The organism is Paraburkholderia bengalensis (assembly GCF_037126505.1).
In the GTDB taxonomy this organism is placed as follows: Bacteria; Pseudomonadota; Gammaproteobacteria; order Burkholderiales; family Burkholderiaceae; genus Paraburkholderia; species Paraburkholderia bengalensis.
On sequence record NZ_JACFYJ010000107.1, the window covers coordinates 1 to 23,687 of the forward strand.

Genomic DNA, 23,687 nt, shown 5'->3' on the forward strand with positions numbered 1-23,687 from the left:
CAGCGCGAGTTCGACGCGAGGCGGCGGCGGCGTCGGCGTGCTCACCGAGCACGGCGGCCGCCGACGACACAACCTGCCCCAACACCGCCGCGACGACAGGCGTGGCGGGCGACGGCGGGCGCCTCGTGCAGCGGCGCCGGATCGAGGCCGGCGCCACCCGCCGCAACGGCTTCTTCCGCGCGGGCCTCGTGCGCGGCGACGGCGGCGGCGGACGCGGCGGAACCAACAGGCTGCGGCAGGCAGCGAGCAACGGGCACTGCCTTGACGTTGCGATGCCCGGCCGCAGCGAACGTCTCGACGATATAGCGGAACCAGCCGCGATCGACGATTGCGAGCACATGGCGATTGCCGTCGAGCGGCTGCGGATCGATCGCGATGTGCGTGGTCTGCGCGTCCTGGATCAGCTGGTCTTCGACGACATTCGGCAGCGCCTGGCGCAAGCGCGGCCCTTTGAGCGGCGGCACGGCCGCAGCCAGCATCAGACAGTCGCGCGCGGCGAGCATCAGCACGCTCAGGCTGGCGCGCGGCAACAGACCCACGGCCGAGCGGCCAGCGCGCTGGATGCGCCCCGATTTGTCGAGCAGCAGAAACGGCAGCTCGGGCAGTTGCCATTCCTGCGACGGCACCGCCGGGTCGCGCGGCGGCAGAAGAACGATCAGCGTGCTCAAAGGCCACTCTCTCGGGAAAATGCGTGGTTCATAGTTGGTCTCGTCCCCATACGATACGCGTCGTGTGCGTCAGTGCGTCGCGATAGACGAGGGTGGTGCGATCGACTTCGGCGCGCTCGTGTTCCACGCGCCCGTGGATCAGGAAGTAGTTCGTGTTCACGTCCATTTCGTTCGGATCGAACACGAGCTGCTGAACGCCCGCGCCGCGCAGCGCATTCTGCACGTCGCCCACGTTGTGGAAGAACACCGTTTCGCGCCGCGCGACGAAGGCCTGCGCGTTCGACAGATTCATTCCCGGCACCATGGCCGCGATCACTTCGGCGGGCGCCGTGTTCATGTTGACGGCCGTGGTGGTCGGCAGCACCGTCACGAACGGACGCAGCCGCGCGATCATGTCGGGTGTGAAGCCCGGCACGTCGAGCAGCGAGTCGACGCTCGTCATCTGCAGCGGCGCGACGGGCGCGTCCTCGTCGGTATCCTGAAGGCCGGGCTGATTGGTGTAGTTGCCGCCGCCCGTGACGCCGCCTTGCTGCGGTTGCGGCTGACTGACAGTAGCGGGATTGGCGGACGTCTGGAACCGCGTCGCCGACTGGCGCAGACCCGCACGCAACTGCAGCGCCGTGTTCTTCGCGAGTTGCCCGTTGATGCCGAGCAGTTGCAGCAGACGCTGGAACGCCTGGATCTGGTCGGTATTGAGCGTGAGCGCGCCGGGCACGGCCGTGGAGACGAGATTGCGCAGATTGAACTTCGCCTGCGCGTCTTCGATGGAGCCGGAGATGTAGGTTGCGCCACCTTCCTGCGCGCGCACCTCGCCGATCTGTCCGAGAAAGTCGGAAAGCCGGGTCCTTGCGATAGGCACGCCCCAGACGCCGCCTAGGTAAGTGATACCGGCCGACGTGTCGCCTTCGGAACGCAGGATCAGGCGCGTCCAGTCGAGCGCGCCGCGCGACACCCACTGAGCCTGCGCCAGCAGCCGCTGGTTCTCGATGCGGCGGATCTGCACCTGTTCGCGCCACAGCATGCCCGATACCAGAATCGCCGACAGCGCGACGACGAGCAACGCGCTGATGATGGCCGCGCCGCGCTGGCGCGCCGGTTTCGCGCACGCGCGGCGCGCGCGCTGCCCGGACCGCCGCGCAGCGCTACTCGAACCACGAACCTCCATCAGCGGCGAAACCACCAGAATCACTCCCCTACGAGAAAAACCCGCGTAACGGGCCGCGCGAGCGAATTCGCGCCGATACTGACTTCCAGCCCCGTCACGGATCGCGGCAACGGCGCATTGCCGAGCTGAGGCACTTTCAGATTATTGTCGTTCTCGGTAATCGCCGATTCCACGTCTTTCATCTGTGTGGTCCAACCGACCTTCGGCACGTAGAGCCGAGCATTGATCGCGCCCACGCCGCCTATCAGCGGCACCGAACTCCAGCCTTCGCCCTCGCCGCCGCCGAGCGCGCGCCGCACTTCGCCGATATTCGCGAGCGGCGGCGAGGCGTAGCGGATCACGCGTCCCTCGATGATCCGGTAGCGGACGACCACGATGCGCGGCGCGCCCGGCCGGTTCAGATACCGCACGATCTGCAACGCATTGCCGTTCACGGCGACGGCGGGTTCGCCCGCTTCGTCGTCGGAGGCAGCGTTGCGCACGTCGATGCGCATCTGGTCGAAAAACTGCGCGAATACGCGCTCGTCTTCCATCGCGTTCGTGATGGTCTGCCGTCCGCGAATGATCTGGTCGAGGCCGCGCCACGACAGCACGGCGATCACGGCCAGAATCGCAATCGCGACGAGCAGCTCGATCAGCGTGAATCCGGCCGCTGTCCTCCTGAACAGCGGCGAGCGGCGAACGCGCGGGACATCGTGCTCAGAGCGAGCGATTCGTTTCATTCGCGATCACCGTCACCATCTGCGCGAGGTTGCCCGGCCTGCCAGGCGACGTCACCGACACCTCGACGCGTCGAAACACCGGGTTTGGCGTCGCGCTCACGCTTTCCGTGCAAATCAGCTGCAGGTTGCCCTGCGAGCAATCGAAACTCTGCGTGCCGACCTGCGGCCACGCGTGCGTCAGATGCAGTTGCGCAAGCGCGTTATCCGCACTCCAGCCCGCGAGCAGCCGCCGGTGCAGATCGGCCTCGCCCGTTGCCAGACTGCCGACCGCGCGCAGCGACGCCGCCAGCGCCACCGCGATGATCGCCAGCGCGACCAGCACTTCGATCATCGTAAAGCCTTCTGTTTTGCGCCGATCCCGTTGGTTCGGAACGCCGCACGAAGGGAGGACACGACGCACTCGCGTCATCAGCGGACCTCGTAGCGGCCGTTGCCCGTGCCGACGATCGTCACGCGCCCGGCGGCGGAAAAGAGCGTGACCTGCACGGGCGTATCGATGCTTTCCGTGCCGAACACGATGCGATCGGAATGCGTGTCCGAACCCGGATAGTCGATGGCGACGCCCGTCACGCCGCCTTCCCAGCGGCGCGGGCCGAGCAGGTCGTCGCGCAGCGGGCGCCAGCCGTCGTTCGTGTGGATGTCGAAGCGAAAGCCGCCGTCGAGCGGCAGCCATGAGATCGGACGCGCGCGCACCTGCGCCTCATCGCCCGCCGACTCGAACAGCAGCGCGAGCCGCTGCGCCTCTTCGTTCAGATCGGTGCGCGGATTGCGGGTCAGCGACAGCGACGCCAGCGACACCAGCAAGCCCGCGATCACCAGCACGACCAGCATCTCCAGCAGCGTGAAGCCGCGCTGCCGGTCACGCAGCGACGCACGCCTTCTCGTGCGGACGACCGCGTCAGCGCGATGGGCGCTCACGTCCGCACGGGAAACGAAGGGCATGTAGAGCTGCATGAAATCGGGCAGGCGCATGGTGCTGGTATCGATCGGGTTCGACGCGAACTGCGCGAAGAAAGCCGTCGCCGCTTATTGCCAGGAGCCGACGTCGGCATCGTTGCCTTCGCCGCCCGCCTTGCCGTCGGCGCCGTAGCTGAACACATCGATCTCGCCGTGGACGCCGGGATTCAGGTACTGATACGAATTGCCCCACGGATCATTCGGCAGACGCTCGAGGTAGCCGCCGTCCTTCCAGTTGTTGGGGACGGGATCGGTGGACGGCTTTTCGACTAGCGCGCGCAGGCCTTGCTCCTGCGTCGGATAGCGGCCGTTGTCGAGACGATAGAGCTTCAGCGACTGCATGATCGTGCCGATGTCCTGCTTCGCGGCCACGCGGCGCGCTTCGTCCGGACGGCTCATGATCTTCGGCACGATCAGCGCTGCCAGAATGCCGAGGATCGCGATCACGACCATGATTTCGATCAGCGTGAACCCGCGTTGACGTCGGGCGCGCAGGGTCGCGCGCGTGGTCGCGTTCACGGTCGCGCTCACGGCGCACGTATCGTTGCGGCGACTGGTCCACATTTGCATAGCTTGCTACCTCTCCTGAATAAAGGGGTCAATCGATCAGACGTCACGCAAGGCGTTGAGAATCAAGCACTCTGCACGTCCGGTCGGTCATTTTAATGTCATGCAGTTGAAGGGTACGCATACGCGCCGCTTGCGCCCCGCATCTGCCTGTCTGTGTGCCGCAAAATTCACAATAGTCCGTACAATGACACGCATGAACGCACTTCAGATCCGCCTGATTTCGCTCGCCGTCTTCGCCGTGTTCTGCGCGACGCTCACGTACTGGGTGGTCACGCTCACGTCGCATTCCGGCGCACCCGTGCCTGCCGCCGCCGTGCGTGCGCCCGTGTCGACGGACCAGGCCGCGACGCTGTTCGGCGGACAACTCACGCGCACCGCGAACCAGGATGTGCGCCTGTTCGGCATCCTCGCGCTGCGCGAAGGCGGCGCCGCGATCGTCAGCACGGGCGGCGAACCGCCGCGCGCGGTGTCGCTGGGCAGCATGCTGATGCAAGGCGCGAAGCTCGCCGAAGTGCGCGCCCGCTCGATCATCATCGACCGCAACGGCGCCCGCTCCGAAGTGTTCCTTCCCGCCAACGCACCCGGCCCGACCATCTACGTGCGCTGATTTCTGTCCAGCCCGGCCGATGTCCGTTCGACGCATCGGCGCGGCTCGCGATGCTTTCGCGCGCTTACCTGACGACTCGACGGCGCGCCGTCACTGCACCAGGTTGTTCAACTCGATGATCGGCAGCATCACGGCCAGCACGATCACCAGCACCACGCCGCCCATCGCGAGGATCAGCAGCGGTTCCAGCAGGCTCGTCAGAAACATCGTGCGACGCTCCAGTTCGCGCGCTTCGCCTTCTGCCGCGCGGTCGAGCATCGTCGTCACATCGCCCGTCGCTTCGCCCGAACGGATCAGGTGAACCAGCACGGGCGGAAACGTCTTCGTGTTGCCGAGCGCGCGCGACAGCGACGTGCCTTCGCGCACGCGCACGATGGCGTCGTCGATATTGCCGCGCATCGCCTTGTTGCTGAGCGTCTCGCTCGCCGCCTGCAGCGCGCGCAGGATAGGCACGCCCGCCGCCGTCAGAATGCCGAGCGTGCTCGCGAAACGCACCGTGTTGTAGCCGCGCACGAGCTTGCCGAAGAGGGGCGCCGTCAGCGTCCAGCGATCGAACGCGAGGCGCGGTCCGGGCTGCGCGAGGATCGCGCGCACCACATACACGACGATCACGAGCGCAATCAGCATTGCCCACCACCAGTTACGCACGAAGCTCGACAACGCCATCATCATGATCGTGAGGAACGGCAGCTGCTGCTTCGTACTCGCGAACACGTTGACGACCTGCGGCACCACGTAGCTCAGCAGGAACGTGACGATGCCGAACGCGATGATCGTGACGATGGTCGGATACGTGAACGCGAGAACGATCTTCTGCTTGAGCGCGTTGCGCTGCTCGATGTAATCGGCGAGACGCGACAGCACGAGACCCAGCTTGCCCGTGTGTTCGCCCGCTGCGACGAGCGCGCGATAGATGTCGGGAAAGTCTTTCGGATGCTGCGACAGCGCGTTGGCGAGCGAGTGGCCGCCCAGCACTTCCGCGCGGATCGACGCCATCAGTTCGCGGATGTAGTCGCGCTCGGATTGCTCGGTGAGCACGGCGAGCGCTTCGTCGAGCGGCAGACCGGCGATCAGCAGACTTGCGAGCTGCCGCGTGAGGATGGCCTGTTCGCGCTGCGACAGCTTGCGTCCCAGCGACAGGCGCTGGCTGCGCTCACCGCGCGTGCGCGTCGCCGCCGGTTCGACGACAAGCGGCGTGAGCCCCTGCGTGCGCAACTGCGTGCGCGCGCCGCGCGCACTGTCGGCGTCGAGCACGCCTTTTTGCGCCTTGCCCGCGGCGTCGATTGCTTCGAAACGGAAGGCCGGCATGCGCTCAGACCCCGCCCGTCACGCGGATCACTTCTTCAAGCGATGTCATCCCCGATGCGACCCAGCGCTCGCCGTCCTCGCGCAGCGTGCGCATGCCTTGTTTGCGGCCGGCTTCGAGAATTTCGGCGTCGGCGGCATTGCGGTGAATCAGGTCGCGCACGTGGTCGTCGACATTGAGCAGTTCGTAGACGCCGCGACGTCCCGCGTAGCCTGAATGGCCGCACTTGTCGCAGCCGACGGGATGCCAGTACTTGCGCCCATCCTCTTCGCGCTCTTCCTTGCAGAAGGGACACAGCCGCCGCACGAGGCGCTGCGCGAGCACGCCGAGCAGCGACGACGCGAGCAGATACGGCTCGACGCCCATGTCGGTGAGACGCGTGACGGCGGAAGCGGCGTCGTTGGTGTGCAAGGTTGCGAGCACGAGGTGGCCCGTCAGCGACGCCTGCACGGCAATCTGCGCCGTCTCCAGGTCGCGGATCTCACCGATCATGATGATGTCCGGGTCCTGCCGCAGAATGGAGCGCAACGCGCGCGCAAACGTCATGCCGATCCGCTCGTTGACCTGGGTCTGGCCGATGCCCGACAGGTCGTATTCGATCGGGTCTTCGACGGTCATGATGTTCGTCGTCGCCGTTTCGAGACGCGACATCGATGCATAAAGCGTGGTCGTCTTGCCCGAACCCGTCGGACCCGTGACGAGCACGATGCCGTGCGGCCGCGAAATCAGCTTGTCGAATTGCGCGAGCGTATCGGGCGCCATGCCGAGCGCTTCGAGATTCAGACGCTGCGCGTCCTTCTCCAGCAGACGCAGCACGGCGCGTTCGCCGTGGCCCGTCGGCAGGGTGGACACGCGCACGTCGACAGGCCTGCCGCCGACACGCAACGTGATACGGCCGTCCTGCGGCAGACGCTTCTCGGCGATATCGAGCTGCGCCATGATCTTGATGCGCGAAATCAGCGCGCCGTGCAGCGCCTTTTTCGGACGCACGACGTCACGCAGCGTGCCATCGACGCGAAAGCGCACCACCGATGCATTCTCGAACGGCTCGATGTGAATATCGGATGCCTGTTCCCGCGCGGCCTGCGTGAGCAGCGCGTTGATCATGCGGATGATCGGCGCGTCGTCTTCGGATTCCAGCAGGTCTTCCACTTCGGGAATGTCCTGCATCAGACGCGACAGATCGACTTCGCCTTCCACTTCGCCGACCACCTGCGCCGCGCTGCCGTCCTGGCGCGCATATGCCTGGTTGATCGCTTGCGCCAGTTCATCCGCCGTCATGCGCACGACGGAAATCGCGCCGAAATTGCGCACGACTTCGGCGAGCGCGGCCTGACTCGTGCGCTCGCTGATCCACACTTCGATCGAATCGGCGTGCTGATGCGCGACGAGAATCTGGCCGCTTCTCGCGAAGCCGTATGGCACGAGGCGCGCGGCGAGCGGCGAGGGCGGCTCGCGGTGCGCTCCGCCCGTGGCCGCCGTTTCCGGCGCTGCGCTGCCGGGCGCGTGTGGCGTGTTCACGGCTGCACCTTCTGCGTACCCGTGGCGGACGGCACGGGCATCGTTTGTACGGGCGCACCAGACTGCGCGGGCGCGACGGGCTGCGGCGGCGGCGCGTTAGCGGGAGCCGGTTGCGGAACGCCAAGCGCCTGTTCACGCCGCATCTTGTCGAGATCGAACAGATTCAGCGTCGATCCGCCTTCGTTCGGACCAGCGGGCATGGGCGGCACCACGGGATCATCCTTGTCCCGCATCAGGTTGTTGTCGGACTTGTATGCGCCCGTCACGCCCTGGATGTAGTCGTAGCGGTTCGCCGTCACCGCTTGCGCTGTATCGCGGTCGGCGATGATCACGGGACGGATGAACACCAGCAGGTTGGTCTTCGAGCGCGTCTTGTTTTCCGAGCGGAACAGCTGGCCGATCCACGGGATGTCGCCGAGCAGCGGCACCTTGCTGTTGCTGACCTGATAGTTGTCCTGCATCAGGCCGCCCAGCACGATGATCTCGCCGTTGTCGGCGAGCACCGTCGACTGGATCGAGCGCTTCGTGAATTCGGGACCGGCGGGATTGGTCGTCACATTGGTCGTGCCGGTGACGATTGCCGAGTCTTCCGTGTACAGCTGCAGCTTCAGGATGCCACCCTCGGTGATCTGCGGCTTGATGTGCAGCGTCAGACCCACGTCGATACGATCGAAGGTGTTGAATGCCGTCGTCGCCGTGCTGCTCGTCAGGTTCGAATACGAGCCTGTCTGGATCGGCACGTTCGTACCGACGACGATCTTCGCTTCCTGATTGTCGAGCGTGATGAGGTTAGGCGTGGACAGCACATTGGCGTCGGCCGTCTGCGACAGCGCCTGCAGCAACGCGCCGAGCCCGCGCACACCGAAGATGTTGCTCACGTAGCCGAGATTCAGACCTTGCTGCAGGTTCTGTCCCGCCAGCGCCGCCGCGACCCCGCCCGTGGCCGCCGCCGCCGTCAGGTTGACGATGCTGTTGCCGCTGCCCGTGGCGAGGTTGGTGCCCGCGAGCACGTTACCGTTACCTATCTGCCACTGGATACCGAGGTTGGCGTTGGTGTTCGAGTTCAGTTCGACGATCAGCGCTTCGATGTACACCTGCGGGCGACGCACGTCGAGCTGATCGATCACGGTGCGCAGGTTCCGGTAGACGGGGTCCGACGCGGTGATGATCAGCGAGTTCGTCGACGCGTCGGCCTGGATCATGCCGCCAGGCTGATTGTCTTCGTTGCTGCCTTCTTTTTCGCCGAGAAAGTCCTGGTTGCCGCCGCCCTGGCCGCCATAGCCAGCGCCGCCCATTCCGCCGCTGCCGAGCGGATTGCTGCCTAGCGACGACCCGCTCGAGCCGCCTAGCGACCCCGACGGCAGCGGCGGATTGCCGGAGCCGCCGGTCGACGAAGGCGAGTTGTTCTGGTTGAACGAGTTCGCGGCCGTGTTGCCGCCCGACGATGACGATTCGTTGCCGCCACCCTTGCCGAGCATGCCGCGCAGCGTCTTTGCCAGACGCACGGCGTCCGCGTTGCGCAACTGCACGACGTGCATATTGCCGGGCTGCGTGGTGGCGGCGTCGAGTTGCTGCGCGAGCGATTTCGCCGCCGCGAGGCGCGCCGCGTTCGACGCGCGCAGCAGCAGCGAATTGGTGCGCGGATCGGCCTGCACAGAAACCTTCAGGGTTGCGTCCGTGTTGCCGATCGTGCCGGGGTCGAGAACCTTCGCCATTTGCGTCGCGACGTCGATCGCGTTGGCGTTCCTCAGCGGCACGACCTGCACCTGCTGGCCTGCCGCCGTGTCGATGCCCGCGATGATCTGCGCGATGCGTCGCACGTTGTCCGCGTAATCGGTGACGACGATCGTGTTGTTCGACGGATACGCGGCGACCGTGTTGTTCGGCGAAATCAGCGGGCGCAGCACGGGCAGCAGGTTATTCGCCGACTCGTTCTTCAGCTGGAACACCTGCGTGATGACCTGATCGCCGCGCGCCGCGGGCGAATTGCCGACATAGGTCGGCACGCCTTGCAGCTTGGCGTCGGCTTCGGGGACGACCTTCAGCACGCCGTGATCCTGCACGAGCGAAAAGCCCTGCATCCGCAGCGCGGACTGCAAGGTCTTGAGCGCCTGGTCTTCCGGAACCGGATTCTCCGAGACGAGATTCAGCTGTCCCTTCACGCGCGGGTCGACGATGATCGTCTTGCCCGTCGCCGCTCCAATCGCCCTCGCCACCTGATCGATATCGGCGTTGACGAAGTTAAGTGTCACCTGCGCGTGGGCGATTTCGGCCGTCAACATGCCAGCGACCAGCAACGCCGTCGCGACGCGACGCAATGCCATACGGTTTCTTCTCATGGATATGGTTTCGAAGCCGACGTTGTGATCCGCCGACGGTCATGCACAGTGGACGACCGGTCGACACCCAGTCGTCCTCGGTCCTACAAGGCTCGCACGACAGTCAGCTGCCGGGGATGCCTTGCCTCCCTGTAACCGAAAACAACGAACAGTAACAGCTTTTCGTGTCGGAAATGTCACAAAACCGGTAAGTGCCGTGAGTTTCCTCTACCGTTCGCGATCCGACGTTCGTCGGATTGCGCAGTCCGTCAAGTCCTTGAAAGTTTTCGTGCGCTGGACGGGCGCAAATCGTGACTGCGTTTGGCCGCAAGTCACTGGCTTATGTCGGTTGGCCAACTTTGAGGCAACAGGTCCTGCCGGTATGATACGGGCGGATCGACGGTTCGACCATGCTATGCGCAACGGGTTTTCCCGAGTGCATGCCCGGCGGATAAAGGTGCCGGGTCGTCTTTACCGTTTTATTGCCTATATTGCTTAGGAATCGGACACAACCTGTCAACTTGACCGACCTGACCCCATGAAAATGGCCTTTGTCACCGCCGCTGGACTGATCGCGCTGTTGGGCGCCGGGTCCGCGCGCGCCGACTGCTTCGACGAAGCCGCCCACTATCAGAAGGTCAATCCACTCATTTTGCGGGCCATCGCGTGGCAGGAGTCGCACAACCGTCCCACGGCCGTGCACAAGAACGCCAACGGTTCGACCGACTACGGGGTCATGCAGATCAACTCCGTTCATCTGCCCGTGCTCGCGCAATACGGCATCTCGCAGGGCACGTTGATGGAGCCGTGCAAGAACGTGTACATCGCAGCGTGGCATCTTCGGCAGAAGATGAACAAGTACGGCAATACGTGGGCCGCCGTCGGCGCCTATCACTCGGAAACGCCATCGTTGCGCGACGAGTACGCGCGGCAAATCGTGGCGATTCTCCGGAAGTGGAACCTGATGCCCGCGCGGTAGTGCGTCCCGCCGTTCGCGCGATATCTGCGCAAATTGATCTGCATTGCTGCGTCGAAGATGCGGCATCCTCAAACTCCAATTGATGCACAATGCGGCTTCGTGCTGCCGCCGGCTCGCGTCGCTTCAGCGATCGACCGGCGCATGCGTCATTCACCTCCACGTTTTCCGTACCGCGATGAATCAGCCGATATTGCCCGTCACCGTGATTTCCGGTTTTGTGGGCGCCGGCAAGACCACGCTCGTCGATCAGATTCTCTCGAACCGCGCCGGTCCGCGAGTCGCGGCGATCGTCACCGATCTTGCCGCCGTCCGTATCGATATCGACAACGCCGCGCCCGCCTCATCGACGGCGCCGCGCATCGAGTTGCCGAACGGCTGCGTCTGTGTGCAAGCCGGCGAAGATCTGCTCGACCAGCTCGCCGAGCTTGCATCGGCGAACCGCTTCGACGCCATCGTCATCGAGGCATCGGCTGCCGACGAGCCGATGAGCATCGCCGAGTCCATCCTCGAGGATGAGTCGCTGGCTGCGCTGGTGCGAGTGGATACGACCGTGACCGTGATCGACGCCGCCGCTTTCCTGCACGACTATGCATCGACGGATGCGCTATCCGCGCGAGGACTGGCCGCGTATGAAGACGACGATCGCACGATCGTCGAAGTGCTCATCGAGCAGGTCGAGTTCTGCGACGTGTTCGTCATCAACAAGGCCGATCTCGTTTCTGCCGACGACCTCGCGCATCTGCGTGACGTACTCGCGGCGCTCAATCCGCGCGCCGCGCAAATCGTCAGCAGCTACGGCAATGCGAACGTCGAAGAGGTGCTCGGCACGGCGCGTTTCGATTACGACGCGACCTCGAACGCGGCGGGTTGGCTCGTGTTGCTGCATGATCCCGCGAGCCACGAACAGCAACGCGAAGGCAAAGGCGTCGGACATGTCGTCTATCGCGCGCGGCGGCCGTTTCATCCCGAACGATTGTGGGCGCTGCTGCACGAAGAGTGGCAGGGCGTGTTGCGCGGCAAAGGCTTCTTCTGGCTCGCGACGCGCAACGACATCGGCGGCTCGCTATCGCAGGCGGGCGGCACATGCCGTCCGGCGCCGGCGGGAACATGGTGGGCTGCGCAGGATCGCGGCGAATGGCCCGAAGGCGACGACGAACTGCTGGCGGAGATCGCCGCCGACTGGCACGGCGACGCCGACGACTTCACGATCGGCGATCGCCGCCAGGAGCTGGTGCTGATCGGCGTCGACATCGAGCCGGCGCATTGGCGCGCGAAATTCGATGCATGTCTTTTGACCGACGACGAATACGCGTTGGGCGTCGAAGGCTGGCTCGGATTGGCCGATCCGTTCCCCGCGTGGGATCTCGAAGACGATGACCACGATCACGACCAACACGATCACGATGGTCATCATCACCACCATCACTGAACGTCATAGCAGTCTCGCCTGACGCCCGCTGTCGAAAGCACAGACGAAAAAAAAACCCGCCAATGGCGGGCGTCAACAAATCAAGCTGCTGAAACTTAGCGCTTGTTGACAGCGTCCTTAAACGCCTTGCCAGCCGTGAACTTGACGGTCTTTGCGGCCGGAATCTTGATGGTTTCGCCCGTCTTCGGGTTGCGGCCCGTACGTGCTGCGCGCTTGCCCGAACCGAAGCTGCCGAAGCCGATCAACTGGACTGCATCACCCTTCGCCACAGCCTTCTTGATAACTTCAAGCAGCGTGTCCAGCGTTTCGCCGGTTTGAGCCTTGCTGGCGCCCGTCTGACCTGCGACGGCGTCGATCAGTTCCTGTTTGTTCATTAAGGTTCCTTTCTGGTTTAGGTTGACACGAACAGCGCGAACGCGCCGATTATACGTGCGCGCGCCGCGCCGTCGAGCAGCGACGGCTCGGGGATACCCCGGACACCCGCAGCGCGCCTGGCACTGCGTCAAGCGCCGTGCTGCCGCTTCCCTCGCGGCGCTTGCTATGATAGCGCAGCGCAAACCCAATCTGGATAAGGGTTTCGAAGAATTACACCCCGCAACGCCTGATACAGCTTGGAAAGCAGCATTTTTGCCGTTGCACGCATCGAATAGATGCGATCAGGATCGCTCGAAGCCCCGCCAGCGTTGGTTTTTGCCAACGTTCGGCACTGCCCGAAGGGCGCTGGAAGGGCGTCTGGACGGGGTTGCAGCGGATTTCGGCGGGCTCTTTGCGTGCCCCGACATGTATGCGCCGCTATGCGTTTGCGCTTCCAAACGGGCGCTTCGACGATGCCCGCTTTCCTCCCAGCACTGCATTTCATCGCGCATGACCGAACCTCTCGTCCCCGCTATCCTCGCGTTCCGCGACAACGGCACGCCGTATTCGCCGCGCCACGACGACATCTATCACAGCGCCGTAGGCGCACTGGCGCAGGCGGAATATGTCTTCCTCAAGGGCAACGAGCTGCCGTCGCGCTGGCAAAAGCGGCGCGTGTTCACCGTGCTGGAAACGGGTTTCGGTATGGGCATCAACTTCCTTGTCACATGGGCGGCATGGCGTGCGGACCCGCATCGTTGCGAGCGGTTGCACTTCGTTTCGACGGAGAAGCATCCCTTTTCACGCGACGATCTGCTGGCGGCCCTGGCGCCGGCCGTTGCGGACGCATCGATCGCACCGCTCGCGCAACAACTCGCCGATCAATGGCCGATGCTTGTGCCTGGCGCGCATCGGCTGGAATTCGACGAGGGACGCGTGACGCTCACGCTCGTGTTTGGCGACGCAGCGCAGACGCTAGGCACGCTCTGGTTGCGCGCGGACGCCTTTTATCTGGATGGCTTTTCGCCGTCGAAGAATCCTGAGCTGTGGACGCCTGCGATCTTCAAGGCGCTCGCGCGGCTCGCGGGCGAACAGGCCACCTTCGCCACTTACACCAGCGCGGGCGACGTGAAGCGTGGGCTTCAGCAAGCGGGATTCGAGTACCGGAAAGTGGACGGCTTCGGCTGGAAGCGCGCGATGCTCGTCGGCCGCTTCGCGCCGCGCTATCGCGTGCGGCGGCACGAGCCGCCATCGCCGCTTGCTGTCGGCGAACGCCATGCTGTCGTGATCGGCACAGGGCTCGCGGGCTGCGCGGCGATCGAACGGCTCACCGCGCGAGGCTGGCGCGTCACGTCGCTGGAACGCCACGCGAATGTGGCGCGCGAAGCGTCGGGCAATCGCGCCGGCGTGTTCCATCCGATGATGTCGCGCGACGACAGCGTCGGCTCGCGCATCACGCGCGCCGGCTTTCTTTACGCGCTGCGGCGATGGACCGATCTCGAACGGCGCGGGCATCGTCTGCTGCGCGGTGCCGACGGCCTGCTGCAGATTGCCGCCGATGACGACGAAGCCGACGCGATGGCCGATGCATTCGCATCGTTCGCGTACCCGAAGGACTACGTGACGCCCGTATCCCGCTCGGACGCCGCGCGCATTGCGAACATGCGCGTCGCGCGCGGCGGTTGGCTCTTTCCGCACGGCGGCTGGATCGATCCCGCGTCGCTCTGCGCGGCGCAATGCGAAGCAGCACAAGGCTTGCTCGAACGGCGTTTCGGCATCGACGCGTCGCGTATCGAACGCATCGAAAACGAGTGGATCGTGTTCGATCGAAACGGCACGGCCGTTGCCAGCGCGCCCGTCGTGATCTTCGCCAATGCGCATGAAGCGGCGCGCGTCGCGGGCTTGCGTCATGCGCCGACGCGCAGCGTGCGCGGTCAATTGACACTGCTGCCCGACAGCGCGGCGAAGGCGTTGCGCGTGCCCGTGATCGGCGAAGGGTATGCAGTGCCGCTGCCGAACGGCATCACATTGACGGGCGCCACCTACGACATCGACGACCCCGACGGCCAGATGCGCGCCGATGCTCACATCGAGAACATCGAGCGCGTCGCACAGATGCTGCCCGAGCTGCGCGACGTTCAATTCGCGCAAACGGCCGCGCAGCTGGACGGGCGCGTCGCATTTCGCTGCGTGACGAGCGACCGTCTGCCGATGATCGGCGCTTTCGCCGACGAAGCCGCTGCGATCCGCGACGCCGCGAAACTACGCGGCGCGTGGCCGCTCGATCTGCCGCGCGCGGCGGGACTTTACGGCGCGTTTGCGTTCGGCTCGCGTGGTCTTGTCTGGGCGTCGCTCGGCGCGGAACTGATCGCTTCACAAATAGAAGGCGAGCCCTGGCCGATCGAACGCGATCTCGCCGAGGCGCTCGATCCCGCTCGTTTCCTGCTGCGAGCGCTGCGCCAAGGCACGGCGGAACAATAAACAACGCCGAAAAGTTATCCACGTCGATCTGTGGATAACCGGGGAAAATGCGCGTGCAACTCGTGTGGAATCGATGTGGACGTAAACGGGGTAACTCGAACCACCCGCGCGCCACTCAAAAAGTTATCCGACGAACGCCGTCGTGCGCGCACATCAAACGCGCGCTGTTATGCGCTCGGCAAAACGCTGATTCAATTCGGTAAACCCGGGTTATCCACAGAAAAGCGCCTGCCTTGTTAACTTCTACTACGTATACATACAGGTAAACCTTTTGATGAAAGGCTCGCGGCCGATCGAAGCGCGGCCGCATCGCTCGTTTTGTCCTCGAAGATCGCAGTCGAACGCATCGAGTCCGGAACGCGAAAGGCTCGACAACACTCAAACGGCCAGCACGATCGGCGCGCGTCGTTTTTCCCGAAATGCACGCTCAGACCGGTCGGTTTTTCCTGTTGTCGCGAAGTTAGCGTACGTTTTACCGCTTTGAGCGCCTGTTCGGCGCTTTTCCGACAACTGTAAGGAAGGTGTGGCACAATCGCCGTTCTTTCCGCGTCGTGTTTTGCCCCGCAACCGACGCGTCCATGGAACGGTTGCCTGACCCCCAGAATCTGATTCGAAAGTCGACGGCGCTCTTTTCACTCACGTCGGGCCGCGCATGGTTAGTCATGCGGCATCGTCGTGTTCGTTTCAGTTTTTCACCCGATCGTTGACACCCGCAACGCCGGCAGACGCGAACGGATCGCGGCAACGGATGCGGCGCGCGCCTTGCGTGCCGCTGGCGTTTGCCCGTTCGCGTCGTCTGCCGTTGCCGTAAAGGAGAAGCCACCACGATGAAGTCGGCGTTTTCATTCTTTCCAGTCTGGCCGCTCACGCCCGATGCCATTTTCTGGGCAGGCCTCGCGCTGCTCGCGGCGGGCCTTGTCGGCGAGTTGTGCTACCGCGCCTGGCATCTGCCGCGCATTTCCGGCTACGCCGTGATCGGCCTGATCGCGGGCGCGGCGGGCTCGGGCGTGATCGACGCGGATTCGGCGAGCACTGCGCGTCCGCTGCTCGACGTCGCGCTCGGCCTGTTGCTGTTCGAGCTTGGAAGCCGGCTGGATCTGCGCTGGATACGCCGCAATACCTGGCTCATCATGTCGAGCCTCGCGGAGTCGACGCTCACGTTCGTGCTGGTGCTGGCCGTGCTGGTGTTCCTGAACGTGTCGACGGTGACGGCGCTCGTGCTCGCGTCGATCGCGATGGCGACTTCGCCCGCCATGGTGATCCAGCTGAAAACGGAATTGCGCGCGGAAGGCCAGGTCACGCAGCGGCTGATGACGCTGACGGCGCTAAACAGCATGTATGCCGTCGTGATCGAGAAGCTCGCGTCGGGCTGGCTGCATCAGGAGGCCTTCGGCAATCTGCTCGCCACGATTCTTCAGCCGCTTTATCTGCTGATCGGCTCGTTCATCCTCGCGTATCTGGTCGCGCGCACCATCACGTTCTTCTACAAGCGCGTGAATCTGCAGGATGAGCACTCGTTTGTCGCGCTGTTCGGCCTCGTGCTGCTCGCCATCGCAGTGGCGCACATCTTCAAGCTGTCGACGATCGTCAGCCTGCTGGCGGCGGGCATTATCGTGAAGAATCTGGAGGCTCGCCCGCAACTGTGGCCGCAGCATTTCGGCACGGCGGGCTGGCTGCTGACGGTAATCCTGTTCGTGCTGACGCTCACGACCTTCCAGTGGCACGACATCGTGACGGGCGGCATTGCCGCCGTCGGGCTGATCGTCGCGCGGCTGATCGCCAAACTGGTCGGCGTGCTCGCGTTCGCGAAGCCGAGCGGGCTCAACATGAAACAGGGCGTTGCGCTCGGGCTGTCGCTTTCGCCGATGTCGGCGCTCGCGTATCTGCTCGTCGACGACACCTACCAGCTCTATCCGAATTTCGACCCGACGCTGCGCGCGATCACGATGTGCGCAATCGTGGTGCTTCAGCTCGTCGGACCGTGGCTCGTGTACCGCTCGCTGGCACTCGTCGGCGAGCGCCGCGAGTAAAACCGACGCGGCGTCGAACATTTTTTCAGGCAGCCTGCGCCTGCGGCTGCCGCATTCGACAGTGAATCCGGCCGGGCGCCGTCCTCAACGGACGGAATCCCGCCGACCCGAATCAGGAAACGCCATGTCACTCGAAGCCTTTATCGATTCGAAGCCGTTCACCTTCGGCGTCGAACTCGAGATGCAGATCGTCAATACGCATGACTATGATCTGACCAAAGCAGGGACGGATCTGCTCCGGCTCATCAAGGACGAAAAGATCCCCGGCAATATCACGCCGGAAATCACCGAGAGCATGATCGAGCTGTCGACGGGCATCTGCACGTCGCACGAACAGGCCGTCGCCGACCTGCGAACCATTCGCGACGTGCTCGTCACCGCGGCGGACCGGCTGAACGTCGGCCTGTGCGGCGGCGGCACGCACGCTTTCCAGCAATGGAGCGAGCGCAAGATCGTCGATACGCCGCGCTTTCAATACCTTTCGGAACTGTACGGGTACCTTGCAAAACAGTTCACCGTGTTCGGCCAGCACGTGCACATTGGCTGTCCCGATGCCGATAGCGCGCTGTTCCTGCTGCATTCGATGTCGCGCTATATTCCGCATTTCATCGCGCTGTCGGCGTCGTCGCCGTACGTGCAGGGCGTCGATACGGGCTTTCACTCGGCACGCCTGAATTCCGTGTTCGCGTTCCCGCTGTCGGGCCGCGCGCCGTTCGTCCTTACGTGGGACAGCTTCGAAGAATATTTTTCGAAGATGGTTCACACGGGCGTCGTGAACAGCATGAAGGACTTCTACTGGGATATCCGCCCGAAGCCCGGCTTCGGCACCATCGAAGTGCGCGTGATGGACACGCCGCTTTCCGTCGATCGCGCGGCGGCGATCGCCTGCTACATCCAGACGCTCGCTCGCCATCTGCTGCTCGACAAACCGCTCACGCCCATGGAAGACGATTACCTCGTCTACACGTTCAACCGTTTCGAGGCGTGCCGGTTCGGGCTGGCGGGCACCTGCATCGATCCGCAGACGGGCGAACGCCGCACGATTTCGGAAGACATCATCCACACGCTCGAGCGCATCGCGCCGCACGCGGAGGCGCTTGGCTCGGGCAAGGCGCTGGAGGAAATCGGCGCAATCGCGCGCGGCCAGATGAACGACGCGACGTGGCTGCGCAACGTGGTCGAACAGGAGAAATCGCTGCACGAGGCGGTCCGCCAGCAATGCCTGCAGTGGCGCGCCTGATTCACGCGCAGTGGGTCGACGATCCAGTTCGACGAACCCGGCCGCATCGGCGATCATTGTCTGCCGTTTGAGCGGCATCCGGAAAACCCGCTTTTTGCGGGTTTTTTGTTTTATCGAACGCCGATGACGCGCACACTAGGTTTTCTCAAAGTTTACGTATACAAACGTAGTAGTAGTTAACAAGCATTGCGCTCGTCTGTGGACAACTGAATAATTCCCTGCAAAGTCAACGAGCTGCGTAAACGATAACCGCGCGGATCATGCGTGCGGCGCGGCCGCAGCCCTGGGAGAACAATTTGCCGCCGTGCCGGCGCGCGCGCGTTATCAAGAATCGGCGCACAAGCCGTCCCCTGTCTTATCCCGTGGTTATCCACAGATCGCATGGGATAACTTAGCTGTACGATTTGCTTCTCTCGCATAGAATGTCGTTTTTCGTCGCTGCCGCTGTTCTGCTTCCGTCAGTCGGTGTCCGGAAAGCAGTCATCGCTGCGGCGCGCCGTGCAGTTGCAGCACCCGTGCAAGCGGCCCCAACAGGCGCGCATTACGGGGTATTTTTGAGATAGTGCTAACAGGCAGACCGGGTTGACCGGCGAAGCATCCCCCTACAGACTGTCGGCCCTGCGGCATCGATATTCGTATGCCAATGACAAAGGCATGCAGTCAACAACGAACGAAAGACTATGAGCGAAGGCGTATACGGAGAGCAGGCAACCGGGCGGGTGACCCACAGCCTGCTGCGACTCAGCACGGCCATGCGAAGCCAGGCATGGGAGTGGGCGGAAGGCGCGGGCCTGACGCCGACCCAGGGTGAAATCCTCGTGCTGCTCATGCAGCGCAAAGGGCCGATGCGTCTCGGCGAAATCGCACGCGAAACGGCGCTGACGGCCGCGACGACCAGCGATGCCGTGAGCACGCTCGAAAGCAAGGGCCTGGTGGAAAAGCGCCGCGCGCTCGACGACGGCCGCGCGCTCGCCGTCCGCCTGACGGCTCGTGGCCGCACGGCGGCCAAGCGCGCCGCGCAATGGCCGGACTTCCTCGCGAAGGCGGTCGGCACGCTGCGCGACGAAGAGCAATCGCTTTTCTATCGCACGCTGCTGAAGACCGTGCGCCAGCTCGAAGTGCAAGGCCATATTCCGCCGCACCGGATGTGCGTGACCTGCTCGCATTTCGAACCGAGCAAGAATCCGAAGAAGACGCCGCATCGCTGCATGCTGCTCGACCTGTCGATGGCGGACACCGATCTGCGTCTGGACTGCTCGGTGCACGAAACAGCCGACGCCGCCACGCAGAAGAAGACCTGGAAGATCTTCGCGCAGCAAGCCTGAGAGTCGGCTACACTGCGGGGCCGGCCGCTGCTCGCGGATCATGCGCGAACGGGCGGCCTGGCTTGCGCCGGCCTGCGCATCGGCAGGCGGCGCGTCTTTCGGCGCGCCGTTGCGCGCCTGGTCAACCTGACAGTGGGATAAGCCGATGCGTCACGAGGTTCTGGCGATACGCCACGTGCACTTCGAGGATCTGGGCAGTCTCGAACGGGTGCTCGGCGAGCGCGGGCTTCCTGTGCGTTATCTGGACGTCGGCTTCGCGCGTATCGAGGCGCCCGATCCCGTCGTGCCTTCGCTGATGGTGATTCTCGGCGGGCCGATCAGTGCTTACGACGACGATCGCTATCCGTCTATCGCGCCCCTCGTCGCGATGATCGAAAAACGCCTCGCGGCGGGCCTGCCCACGCTCGGCATCTGCCTCGGCGCGCAGCTGATCGCGCGCGTGCTCGGCGCGCGGGTCTATCCGTCCCGACAGACGGAACTCGGCTGGACGCCGCTGACGCTCACGGAAGCGGGCAAACAGTCGGCGCTGCGTCATCTGGACGCCGCGCGCACGTCGATGCTGCATTGGCACGGCGATACTTTCGATCTTCCTCAAGGTGCCGTGCACCTCGCCGCCACGCCCGCATGCCAGAACCAGGCGTTTGCGTGGGGCAAGCATGTGCTCGCGCTGCAGTGTCATCCCGAAATCCGCACCGATCGTTTCGAGCCCTGGCTGATCGGCAACGCGGGCGAAATCGCGAGTCACGGCGTCGATGTGCGCGCGCTGCGCGCCGACACCGTGAAGCACGGTCCGAAGCTCGAAGCCGCGGCGTGCGACATGTTCGGCGAATGGCTGGATCAGCAGCAACTCACGACGAAACCCTGAATTTTTCCACGTGACTTCCGTGAACAACCGCGTCCACATCGTCGATGCCGTGCTTGCCGGCAAAATTGCCCCGCTGGGCGCGGGCCGGTCGAGCGCGATCGGCAAGACGCCCGTCGATGGCCGCGCGTGGCTCGGCGAAACGGGAATCGAAGGTGATCAGCAGGCCGAACTCAAGGTTCACGGCGGTCCGGAAAAGGCGCTGCACCACTATCCGTTCGATCACTACGCCAGCTGGCGGCACGAATGGCAAGCGGGCACCGATGGCCTCGTGCGGCTCGACGCGCGCGGGGCGTTCGGCGAGAACATCAGCACGTCGGGTCTCACGGAAACGGACGTCTGCGTCGGCGATGTGTACCGGATGGGCGGCGCGATCGTGCAGGTTTCGCAGCCGCGACAGCCGTGCTGGAAGCTGAACCTGCGTTTCGCGCGCGCCGATATGTCGCGTGCCGTGCAGGACACGCGCCGCACCGGCTGGTACTACCGCGTGCTCGAAGCGGGCGAAATCGGCGCCGGCGATACGATCGAACGGCTCGCGCGTCCGCATGCGCAATGGACGGTCGATCGTCTGTTGCGCGTGCTATATGTCGATCGCGACGATCGCGAGTCGCTCGCCAGCATGGCGCAACTCGACGCCCTCGCGCATTCGTGGCGCAAGACGGCGGTGAGGCGGCTCGAAAGCGGGCAAGTCGAGTCGTGGTCGAAGCGGCTCGATACACCCGCCGATCCCGGCTGATCGCACGTTCGCAGTCGCTGCGGCAAAGGTCAGCGTCGGGGCAGGGCGCCGTCTGCAGCAATTCCGACCCGGTGCTATCCTCAATCGCTCTCGAATTCGATGGGCGATACCACAATCATGAGCGCACTTTTCACTCCGCTCACGCTGCGTAGCGTGACGCTGCCCAACCGCATCATCGTGTCACCCATGTGTCAGTATTCCGCCGAACGCGGCGAAGCGACCGCTTGGCACATGATCCATCTCGGACATCTTGCGCTGTCGGGCGCAGCCATGCTGTGCATCGAGGCAACGGCCGTCGAGCCCGATGGCCGCATCACGCCCGGCGATCTCGGCTTGTGGGACGACGCCACGGAAGAAGCGCTCAAGCCGGTGCTTGCGGCGATCCGCAAGTATTCGAAGATTCACGTCGCGATGCAGCTGTCGCACGCCGGGCGCAAGGCATCGAGCCACGTGCCCTGGGAAGGCGGCCAACTGATTCCCGTCGCCCAAGGCGGCTGGCTGCCGCACGCGCCGTCGGCGCTGCCGCACAAGGAAGGCGAAGAGCCGCCGCTCGCGCTCGACGCCGCGGGCCTCAACCGGATTCGCGAGGCGTTTGCCGCCTCGGCGCGGCGTGCCGCGCGCCTCGGCATCGATGCGCTCGAAGTGCACGCCGCGCACGGCTATCTGGTGCATCAGTTCCTGTCGCCGCTCGCGAACCAGCGCACCGACGAATACGGCGGCTCGCTCGAAAACCGCATGCGTTTCCCGCTCGAAATCTTCGACATCGTGCGCACCGCATTTCCTACCGACAAACCGGTCGGTGCGCGGGTGTCGGCCGTGGACTGGGTGGACGGCGGCATCACGATCGAAGACACGATCGCGTTCGCGCACGAGCTGAAAAAGCGCGGCTGCGACTGGGTCGACGTATCGACGGGCGGCGTGTCGCCGCTGCAGAAGATTCCGCTTTCCGCCGGTTATCAGGTGCCGTTCGCGAAGGCCGTCAAGGAAGCGACGGGCATCACGACAGTGGCCGTCGGCCTCATCACCGATCCGGCGCATGCAAACCAGCTGATCGAAGAGGGCGACGCGGATCTCGTCGCGATGGCGCGCGCGATGCTCTACGATCCGCGCTGGCCGTGGCATGCCGCCGCGCAGCTGGGCGCGACTGTCGACGCTCCGCCGCAATACTGGCGCTCGCAGCCACGCGAGCAGAAGGCGCTGTTCGGCGATATTTCGTTCGGACAACGCTGAGGCGTTGCGTTCAACCGCCAACATGTGCCGACGTCCACGCAATGGGCGCGCGTTCCGCGCTTCTGACGGTTGAACGAATCCATATCATCCGTGTACGATTTCGGTTGTGACGCTTGGAGCGTTGCATGTCGACGCGGCGCCAGCACGGCGCCGCGTTTGCTATCCGCGTCAGAAAAGCCTTGCGTGCGAATGCGGCGCGAACGGCGTGCCACGCGCGGAGGCGTCGGCGAACAGAGTTTGCTCATCCACCGTTCTACAAAGGATTGATTCAATGAGTTCACGCAGGATCGCTGTGCGTCAATCGGGCGTGCACGGCAAAGGCGTGTTTGCACTCGAACCGATCGCGGCCGGCGACCGGCTGATCGAATACAAGGGCGAACGGATCTCCTGGAAGGAAGCGTTGCGTCGGCACCCCCATAATCCCGACGAACCGAATCACACATTCTACTTCGCGCTCGACAGCGGCGACGTGATCGACGGCAAGGTGAAGGGCAACAGCGCTCGCTGGATCAATCACTCCTGCGCGCCGAATTGCGAAGCGGAAGAAATCGACGGCCACGTCTTTATCGACGCATTGCGCGATATCGAAGCGGGCGAAGAACTCTTCTACGACTACGGGCTGGTGATCGACGCGCGTCAGACCAAGAAGCTGAAGAAGGAATACGAGTGCCGCTGCGGCGCGCGCAAGTGCCGCGGCACGATGCTCGCGCAGCCGGACAAGAAAGACGAGAAAAAGTCGAAGAAGAAGAAATAATGGGCGCGCGCTTCGGCTATCCGCCGGGCAGCGCGCGTTCGGCAACGGGCATCAAGGATCGACCGGCGCATGCGCCGGTTTTTTTGTTTCTCGCGCGTCTGGCGGTTCGAGCAGCACCGCCCCCGTCGCGACAGGAATGCGCACGATGAAGCGTGCGCCGCCTTCCGCGGCGTCTTCGTAATGCACGCTGCCGCGATGCAGCGCCATGATGTCATGCACGATCGCGAGGCCGAGACCTGCGCCGCCGTCGACGCCGCCGTCGCTTTGGCCCTGGCCGTCGCCACGGAAAAAGCGCTTGAAGAGGTCCGGTTGCTGTTTCGGCGGCACACCGGGGCCGTTGTCCTCGACAGTGACTTCCGCCATCTCCACATTGTCGACGACGGCTTGCGCGACCGTCATCGTGATGCGCGCGCCGTGGATGCGCGCCGGCGGC

The 23,687-nt window shown here is 64.3% G+C and carries 21 protein-coding genes and 1 pseudogene; 11 read left to right on the plus strand and 11 right to left on the minus strand.

Annotated elements, in window-relative coordinates; translation table 11 throughout:
* From gspL to gspG, 6 genes and pseudogenes are all read right to left on the minus strand, one after another.
* Positions 1 to 668 (minus strand): annotated as a pseudogene (gspL, locus tag H3V53_RS36495) (type II secretion system protein GspL); the annotation flags it as partial.
* 28 nt (positions 669 to 696) lie between these two features.
* Positions 697 to 1,833 (minus strand): type II secretion system minor pseudopilin GspK, encoded by a 1,137-nt coding sequence (gene gspK / locus H3V53_RS36500; RefSeq protein WP_419539675.1) that lies wholly within the window; start codon positions 1,831 to 1,833, stop codon positions 697 to 699.
* Between the two features lie 20 nt (positions 1,834 to 1,853).
* The gene (locus H3V53_RS36505; RefSeq protein WP_336601985.1) at positions 1,854 to 2,555 is read right to left on the minus strand and encodes a PulJ/GspJ family protein; all 702 of its coding nucleotides are present in this window, start codon (positions 2,553 to 2,555) and stop codon (positions 1,854 to 1,856) included.
* Positions 2,533 to 2,964 (minus strand): type II secretion system minor pseudopilin GspI, encoded by a 432-nt coding sequence (gspI, locus tag H3V53_RS36510; protein WP_336601986.1) that lies wholly within the window; start codon positions 2,962 to 2,964, stop codon positions 2,533 to 2,535. Before gspI ends, H3V53_RS36505 begins: the two co-directional genes overlap by 23 nt.
* Positions 2,964 to 3,497: a GspH/FimT family pseudopilin gene (locus H3V53_RS36515; protein ID WP_336601998.1), complete on the minus strand. Its 534-nt coding sequence runs from the start codon at positions 3,495 to 3,497 to the stop codon at positions 2,964 to 2,966. The genes gspI and H3V53_RS36515 overlap by 1 nt, the downstream gene beginning before the upstream one ends.
* Before the next feature lie 84 nt (positions 3,498 to 3,581).
* Positions 3,582 to 4,082, minus strand: coding sequence for a type II secretion system major pseudopilin GspG (gene gspG, locus H3V53_RS36520; RefSeq protein WP_336601987.1), 501 nt, complete (start codon positions 4,080 to 4,082; stop codon positions 3,582 to 3,584).
* A 193-nt stretch (positions 4,083 to 4,275) separates the two neighbouring features.
* Between gspG and H3V53_RS36525 the strand changes: the two genes are divergently transcribed.
* Positions 4,276 to 4,689 (plus strand): type II secretion system protein N, encoded by a 414-nt coding sequence (locus H3V53_RS36525; protein WP_054918119.1) that lies wholly within the window; start codon positions 4,276 to 4,278, stop codon positions 4,687 to 4,689.
* 90 nt (positions 4,690 to 4,779) lie between these two features.
* Here H3V53_RS36525 and gspF read toward each other — a convergent pair whose 3' ends face one another.
* From gspF to gspD, 3 genes are read right to left on the minus strand one after another with little or no spacing between them, the layout of a single operon-like run.
* The gene (gene gspF, locus H3V53_RS36530) at positions 4,780 to 5,997 is read right to left on the minus strand and encodes a type II secretion system inner membrane protein GspF (protein ID WP_336601988.1); all 1,218 of its coding nucleotides are present in this window, start codon (positions 5,995 to 5,997) and stop codon (positions 4,780 to 4,782) included.
* Positions 5,998 to 6,001: 4 nt separating this feature from the next.
* Positions 6,002 to 7,516 carry a type II secretion system ATPase GspE gene (gspE, locus tag H3V53_RS36535; protein ID WP_054918123.1) on the minus strand — a complete coding sequence of 505 codons (1,515 nt, stop codon included), beginning with the start codon at positions 7,514 to 7,516 and terminating at the stop codon, positions 6,002 to 6,004.
* Entirely contained in the window at positions 7,513 to 9,840 is a 2,328-nt protein-coding gene (gene gspD / locus H3V53_RS36540) for a type II secretion system secretin GspD (protein WP_336601989.1), read from the minus strand. Before gspD ends, gspE begins: the two co-directional genes overlap by 4 nt.
* 532 nt (positions 9,841 to 10,372) lie before the next feature.
* Here gspD and H3V53_RS36545 point away from each other — a divergent pair.
* Both H3V53_RS36545 and H3V53_RS36550 read left to right on the plus strand, forming a co-directional pair.
* Positions 10,373 to 10,813, plus strand: a complete 441-nt coding sequence (locus H3V53_RS36545; RefSeq protein WP_054918126.1) for a transglycosylase SLT domain-containing protein — start codon at positions 10,373 to 10,375, stop codon at positions 10,811 to 10,813.
* Positions 10,814 to 10,988: 175 nt separating this feature from the next.
* Positions 10,989 to 12,242 (plus strand): GTP-binding protein, encoded by a 1,254-nt coding sequence (locus H3V53_RS36550; protein WP_336601990.1) that lies wholly within the window; start codon positions 10,989 to 10,991, stop codon positions 12,240 to 12,242.
* Positions 12,243 to 12,337: 95 nt separating this feature from the next.
* Here H3V53_RS36550 and H3V53_RS36555 read toward each other — a convergent pair whose 3' ends face one another.
* Positions 12,338 to 12,616 carry an HU family DNA-binding protein gene (locus tag H3V53_RS36555; protein ID WP_007581741.1) on the minus strand — a complete coding sequence of 93 codons (279 nt, stop codon included), beginning with the start codon at positions 12,614 to 12,616 and terminating at the stop codon, positions 12,338 to 12,340.
* Positions 12,617 to 13,106: 490 nt separating this feature from the next.
* Here H3V53_RS36555 and mnmC point away from each other — a divergent pair, with 490 nt between their 5' ends.
* From mnmC to H3V53_RS36595, 8 genes are all read left to right on the plus strand, one after another.
* On the plus strand, positions 13,107 to 15,077 hold the full coding sequence (mnmC, locus tag H3V53_RS36560; protein WP_336601991.1) for a bifunctional tRNA (5-methylaminomethyl-2-thiouridine)(34)-methyltransferase MnmC2/FAD-dependent 5-carboxymethylaminomethyl-2-thiouridine(34) oxidoreductase MnmC1: 1,971 nt from the start codon (positions 13,107 to 13,109) through the stop codon (positions 15,075 to 15,077).
* A gap of 827 nt (positions 15,078 to 15,904) precedes the next feature.
* On the plus strand, positions 15,905 to 17,107 hold the full coding sequence (locus tag H3V53_RS36565; RefSeq protein ID WP_336601992.1) for a cation:proton antiporter: 1,203 nt from the start codon (positions 15,905 to 15,907) through the stop codon (positions 17,105 to 17,107).
* A 124-nt stretch (positions 17,108 to 17,231) separates the two neighbouring features.
* Positions 17,232 to 18,347, plus strand: coding sequence for a YbdK family carboxylate-amine ligase (locus H3V53_RS36570; protein ID WP_336601993.1), 1,116 nt, complete (start codon positions 17,232 to 17,234; stop codon positions 18,345 to 18,347).
* Positions 18,348 to 19,027: 680 nt separating this feature from the next.
* Entirely contained in the window at positions 19,028 to 19,672 is a 645-nt protein-coding gene (locus tag H3V53_RS36575) for a MarR family transcriptional regulator (protein ID WP_054918135.1), read from the plus strand.
* A gap of 145 nt (positions 19,673 to 19,817) precedes the next feature.
* Positions 19,818 to 20,537 carry a glutamine amidotransferase gene (locus H3V53_RS36580; RefSeq protein ID WP_336601994.1) on the plus strand — a complete coding sequence of 240 codons (720 nt, stop codon included), beginning with the start codon at positions 19,818 to 19,820 and terminating at the stop codon, positions 20,535 to 20,537.
* Positions 20,538 to 20,556: 19 nt separating this feature from the next.
* Positions 20,557 to 21,270, plus strand: coding sequence for an MOSC domain-containing protein (locus tag H3V53_RS36585; RefSeq protein WP_419539674.1), 714 nt, complete (start codon positions 20,557 to 20,559; stop codon positions 21,268 to 21,270).
* A 117-nt stretch (positions 21,271 to 21,387) separates the two neighbouring features.
* A complete protein-coding gene (locus H3V53_RS36590) occupies positions 21,388 to 22,500 on the plus strand; it encodes an NADH:flavin oxidoreductase/NADH oxidase (RefSeq protein ID WP_336601996.1) in 1,113 nt (370 codons plus the stop codon).
* Positions 22,501 to 22,771: 271 nt separating this feature from the next.
* Positions 22,772 to 23,254, plus strand: a complete 483-nt coding sequence (locus tag H3V53_RS36595; protein ID WP_082426562.1) for an SET domain-containing protein-lysine N-methyltransferase — start codon at positions 22,772 to 22,774, stop codon at positions 23,252 to 23,254.
* A 51-nt stretch (positions 23,255 to 23,305) separates the two neighbouring features.
* On the opposite strand, the gene H3V53_RS36600 is transcribed toward H3V53_RS36595, so the two are convergent.
* The coding region (locus tag H3V53_RS36600) for an ATP-binding protein (RefSeq protein ID WP_336601997.1) at positions 23,306 to 23,687 on the minus strand (382 nt) is incomplete at its 5' end.

Coding starts and splice junctions, on each gene's coding strand:
- gspK (WP_419539675.1), bottom strand. CDS start 1,833: ATGGAGGTTCGTGGTTCGAGTAGCGCTGCGCGGCGGTCCGGGCAGCGC.
- H3V53_RS36505 (WP_336601985.1), bottom strand. CDS start 2,555: ATGAAACGAATCGCTCGCTCTGAGCACGATGTCCCGCGCGTTCGCCGC.
- gspI (WP_336601986.1), bottom strand. CDS start 2,964: ATGACGCGAGTGCGTCGTGTCCTCCCTTCGTGCGGCGTTCCGAACCAA.
- H3V53_RS36515 (WP_336601998.1), bottom strand. CDS start 3,497: ATGCCCTTCGTTTCCCGTGCGGACGTGAGCGCCCATCGCGCTGACGCG.
- gspG (WP_336601987.1), bottom strand. CDS start 4,082: ATGCAAATGTGGACCAGTCGCCGCAACGATACGTGCGCCGTGAGCGCG.
- H3V53_RS36525 (WP_054918119.1), top strand. CDS start 4,276: ATGAACGCACTTCAGATCCGCCTGATTTCGCTCGCCGTCTTCGCCGTG.
- gspF (WP_336601988.1), bottom strand. CDS start 5,997: ATGCCGGCCTTCCGTTTCGAAGCAATCGACGCCGCGGGCAAGGCGCAA.
- gspD (WP_336601989.1), bottom strand. CDS start 9,840: ATGGCATTGCGTCGCGTCGCGACGGCGTTGCTGGTCGCTGGCATGTTG.
- H3V53_RS36545 (WP_054918126.1), top strand. CDS start 10,373: ATGAAAATGGCCTTTGTCACCGCCGCTGGACTGATCGCGCTGTTGGGC.
- H3V53_RS36550 (WP_336601990.1), top strand. CDS start 10,989: ATGAATCAGCCGATATTGCCCGTCACCGTGATTTCCGGTTTTGTGGGC.
- H3V53_RS36555 (WP_007581741.1), bottom strand. CDS start 12,616: ATGAACAAACAGGAACTGATCGACGCCGTCGCAGGTCAGACGGGCGCC.
- mnmC (WP_336601991.1), top strand. CDS start 13,107: ATGACCGAACCTCTCGTCCCCGCTATCCTCGCGTTCCGCGACAACGGC.
- H3V53_RS36565 (WP_336601992.1), top strand. CDS start 15,905: ATGAAGTCGGCGTTTTCATTCTTTCCAGTCTGGCCGCTCACGCCCGAT.
- H3V53_RS36570 (WP_336601993.1), top strand. CDS start 17,232: ATGTCACTCGAAGCCTTTATCGATTCGAAGCCGTTCACCTTCGGCGTC.
- H3V53_RS36575 (WP_054918135.1), top strand. CDS start 19,028: ATGAGCGAAGGCGTATACGGAGAGCAGGCAACCGGGCGGGTGACCCAC.
- H3V53_RS36580 (WP_336601994.1), top strand. CDS start 19,818: ATGCGTCACGAGGTTCTGGCGATACGCCACGTGCACTTCGAGGATCTG.
- H3V53_RS36590 (WP_336601996.1), top strand. CDS start 21,388: ATGAGCGCACTTTTCACTCCGCTCACGCTGCGTAGCGTGACGCTGCCC.
- H3V53_RS36595 (WP_082426562.1), top strand. CDS start 22,772: ATGAGTTCACGCAGGATCGCTGTGCGTCAATCGGGCGTGCACGGCAAA.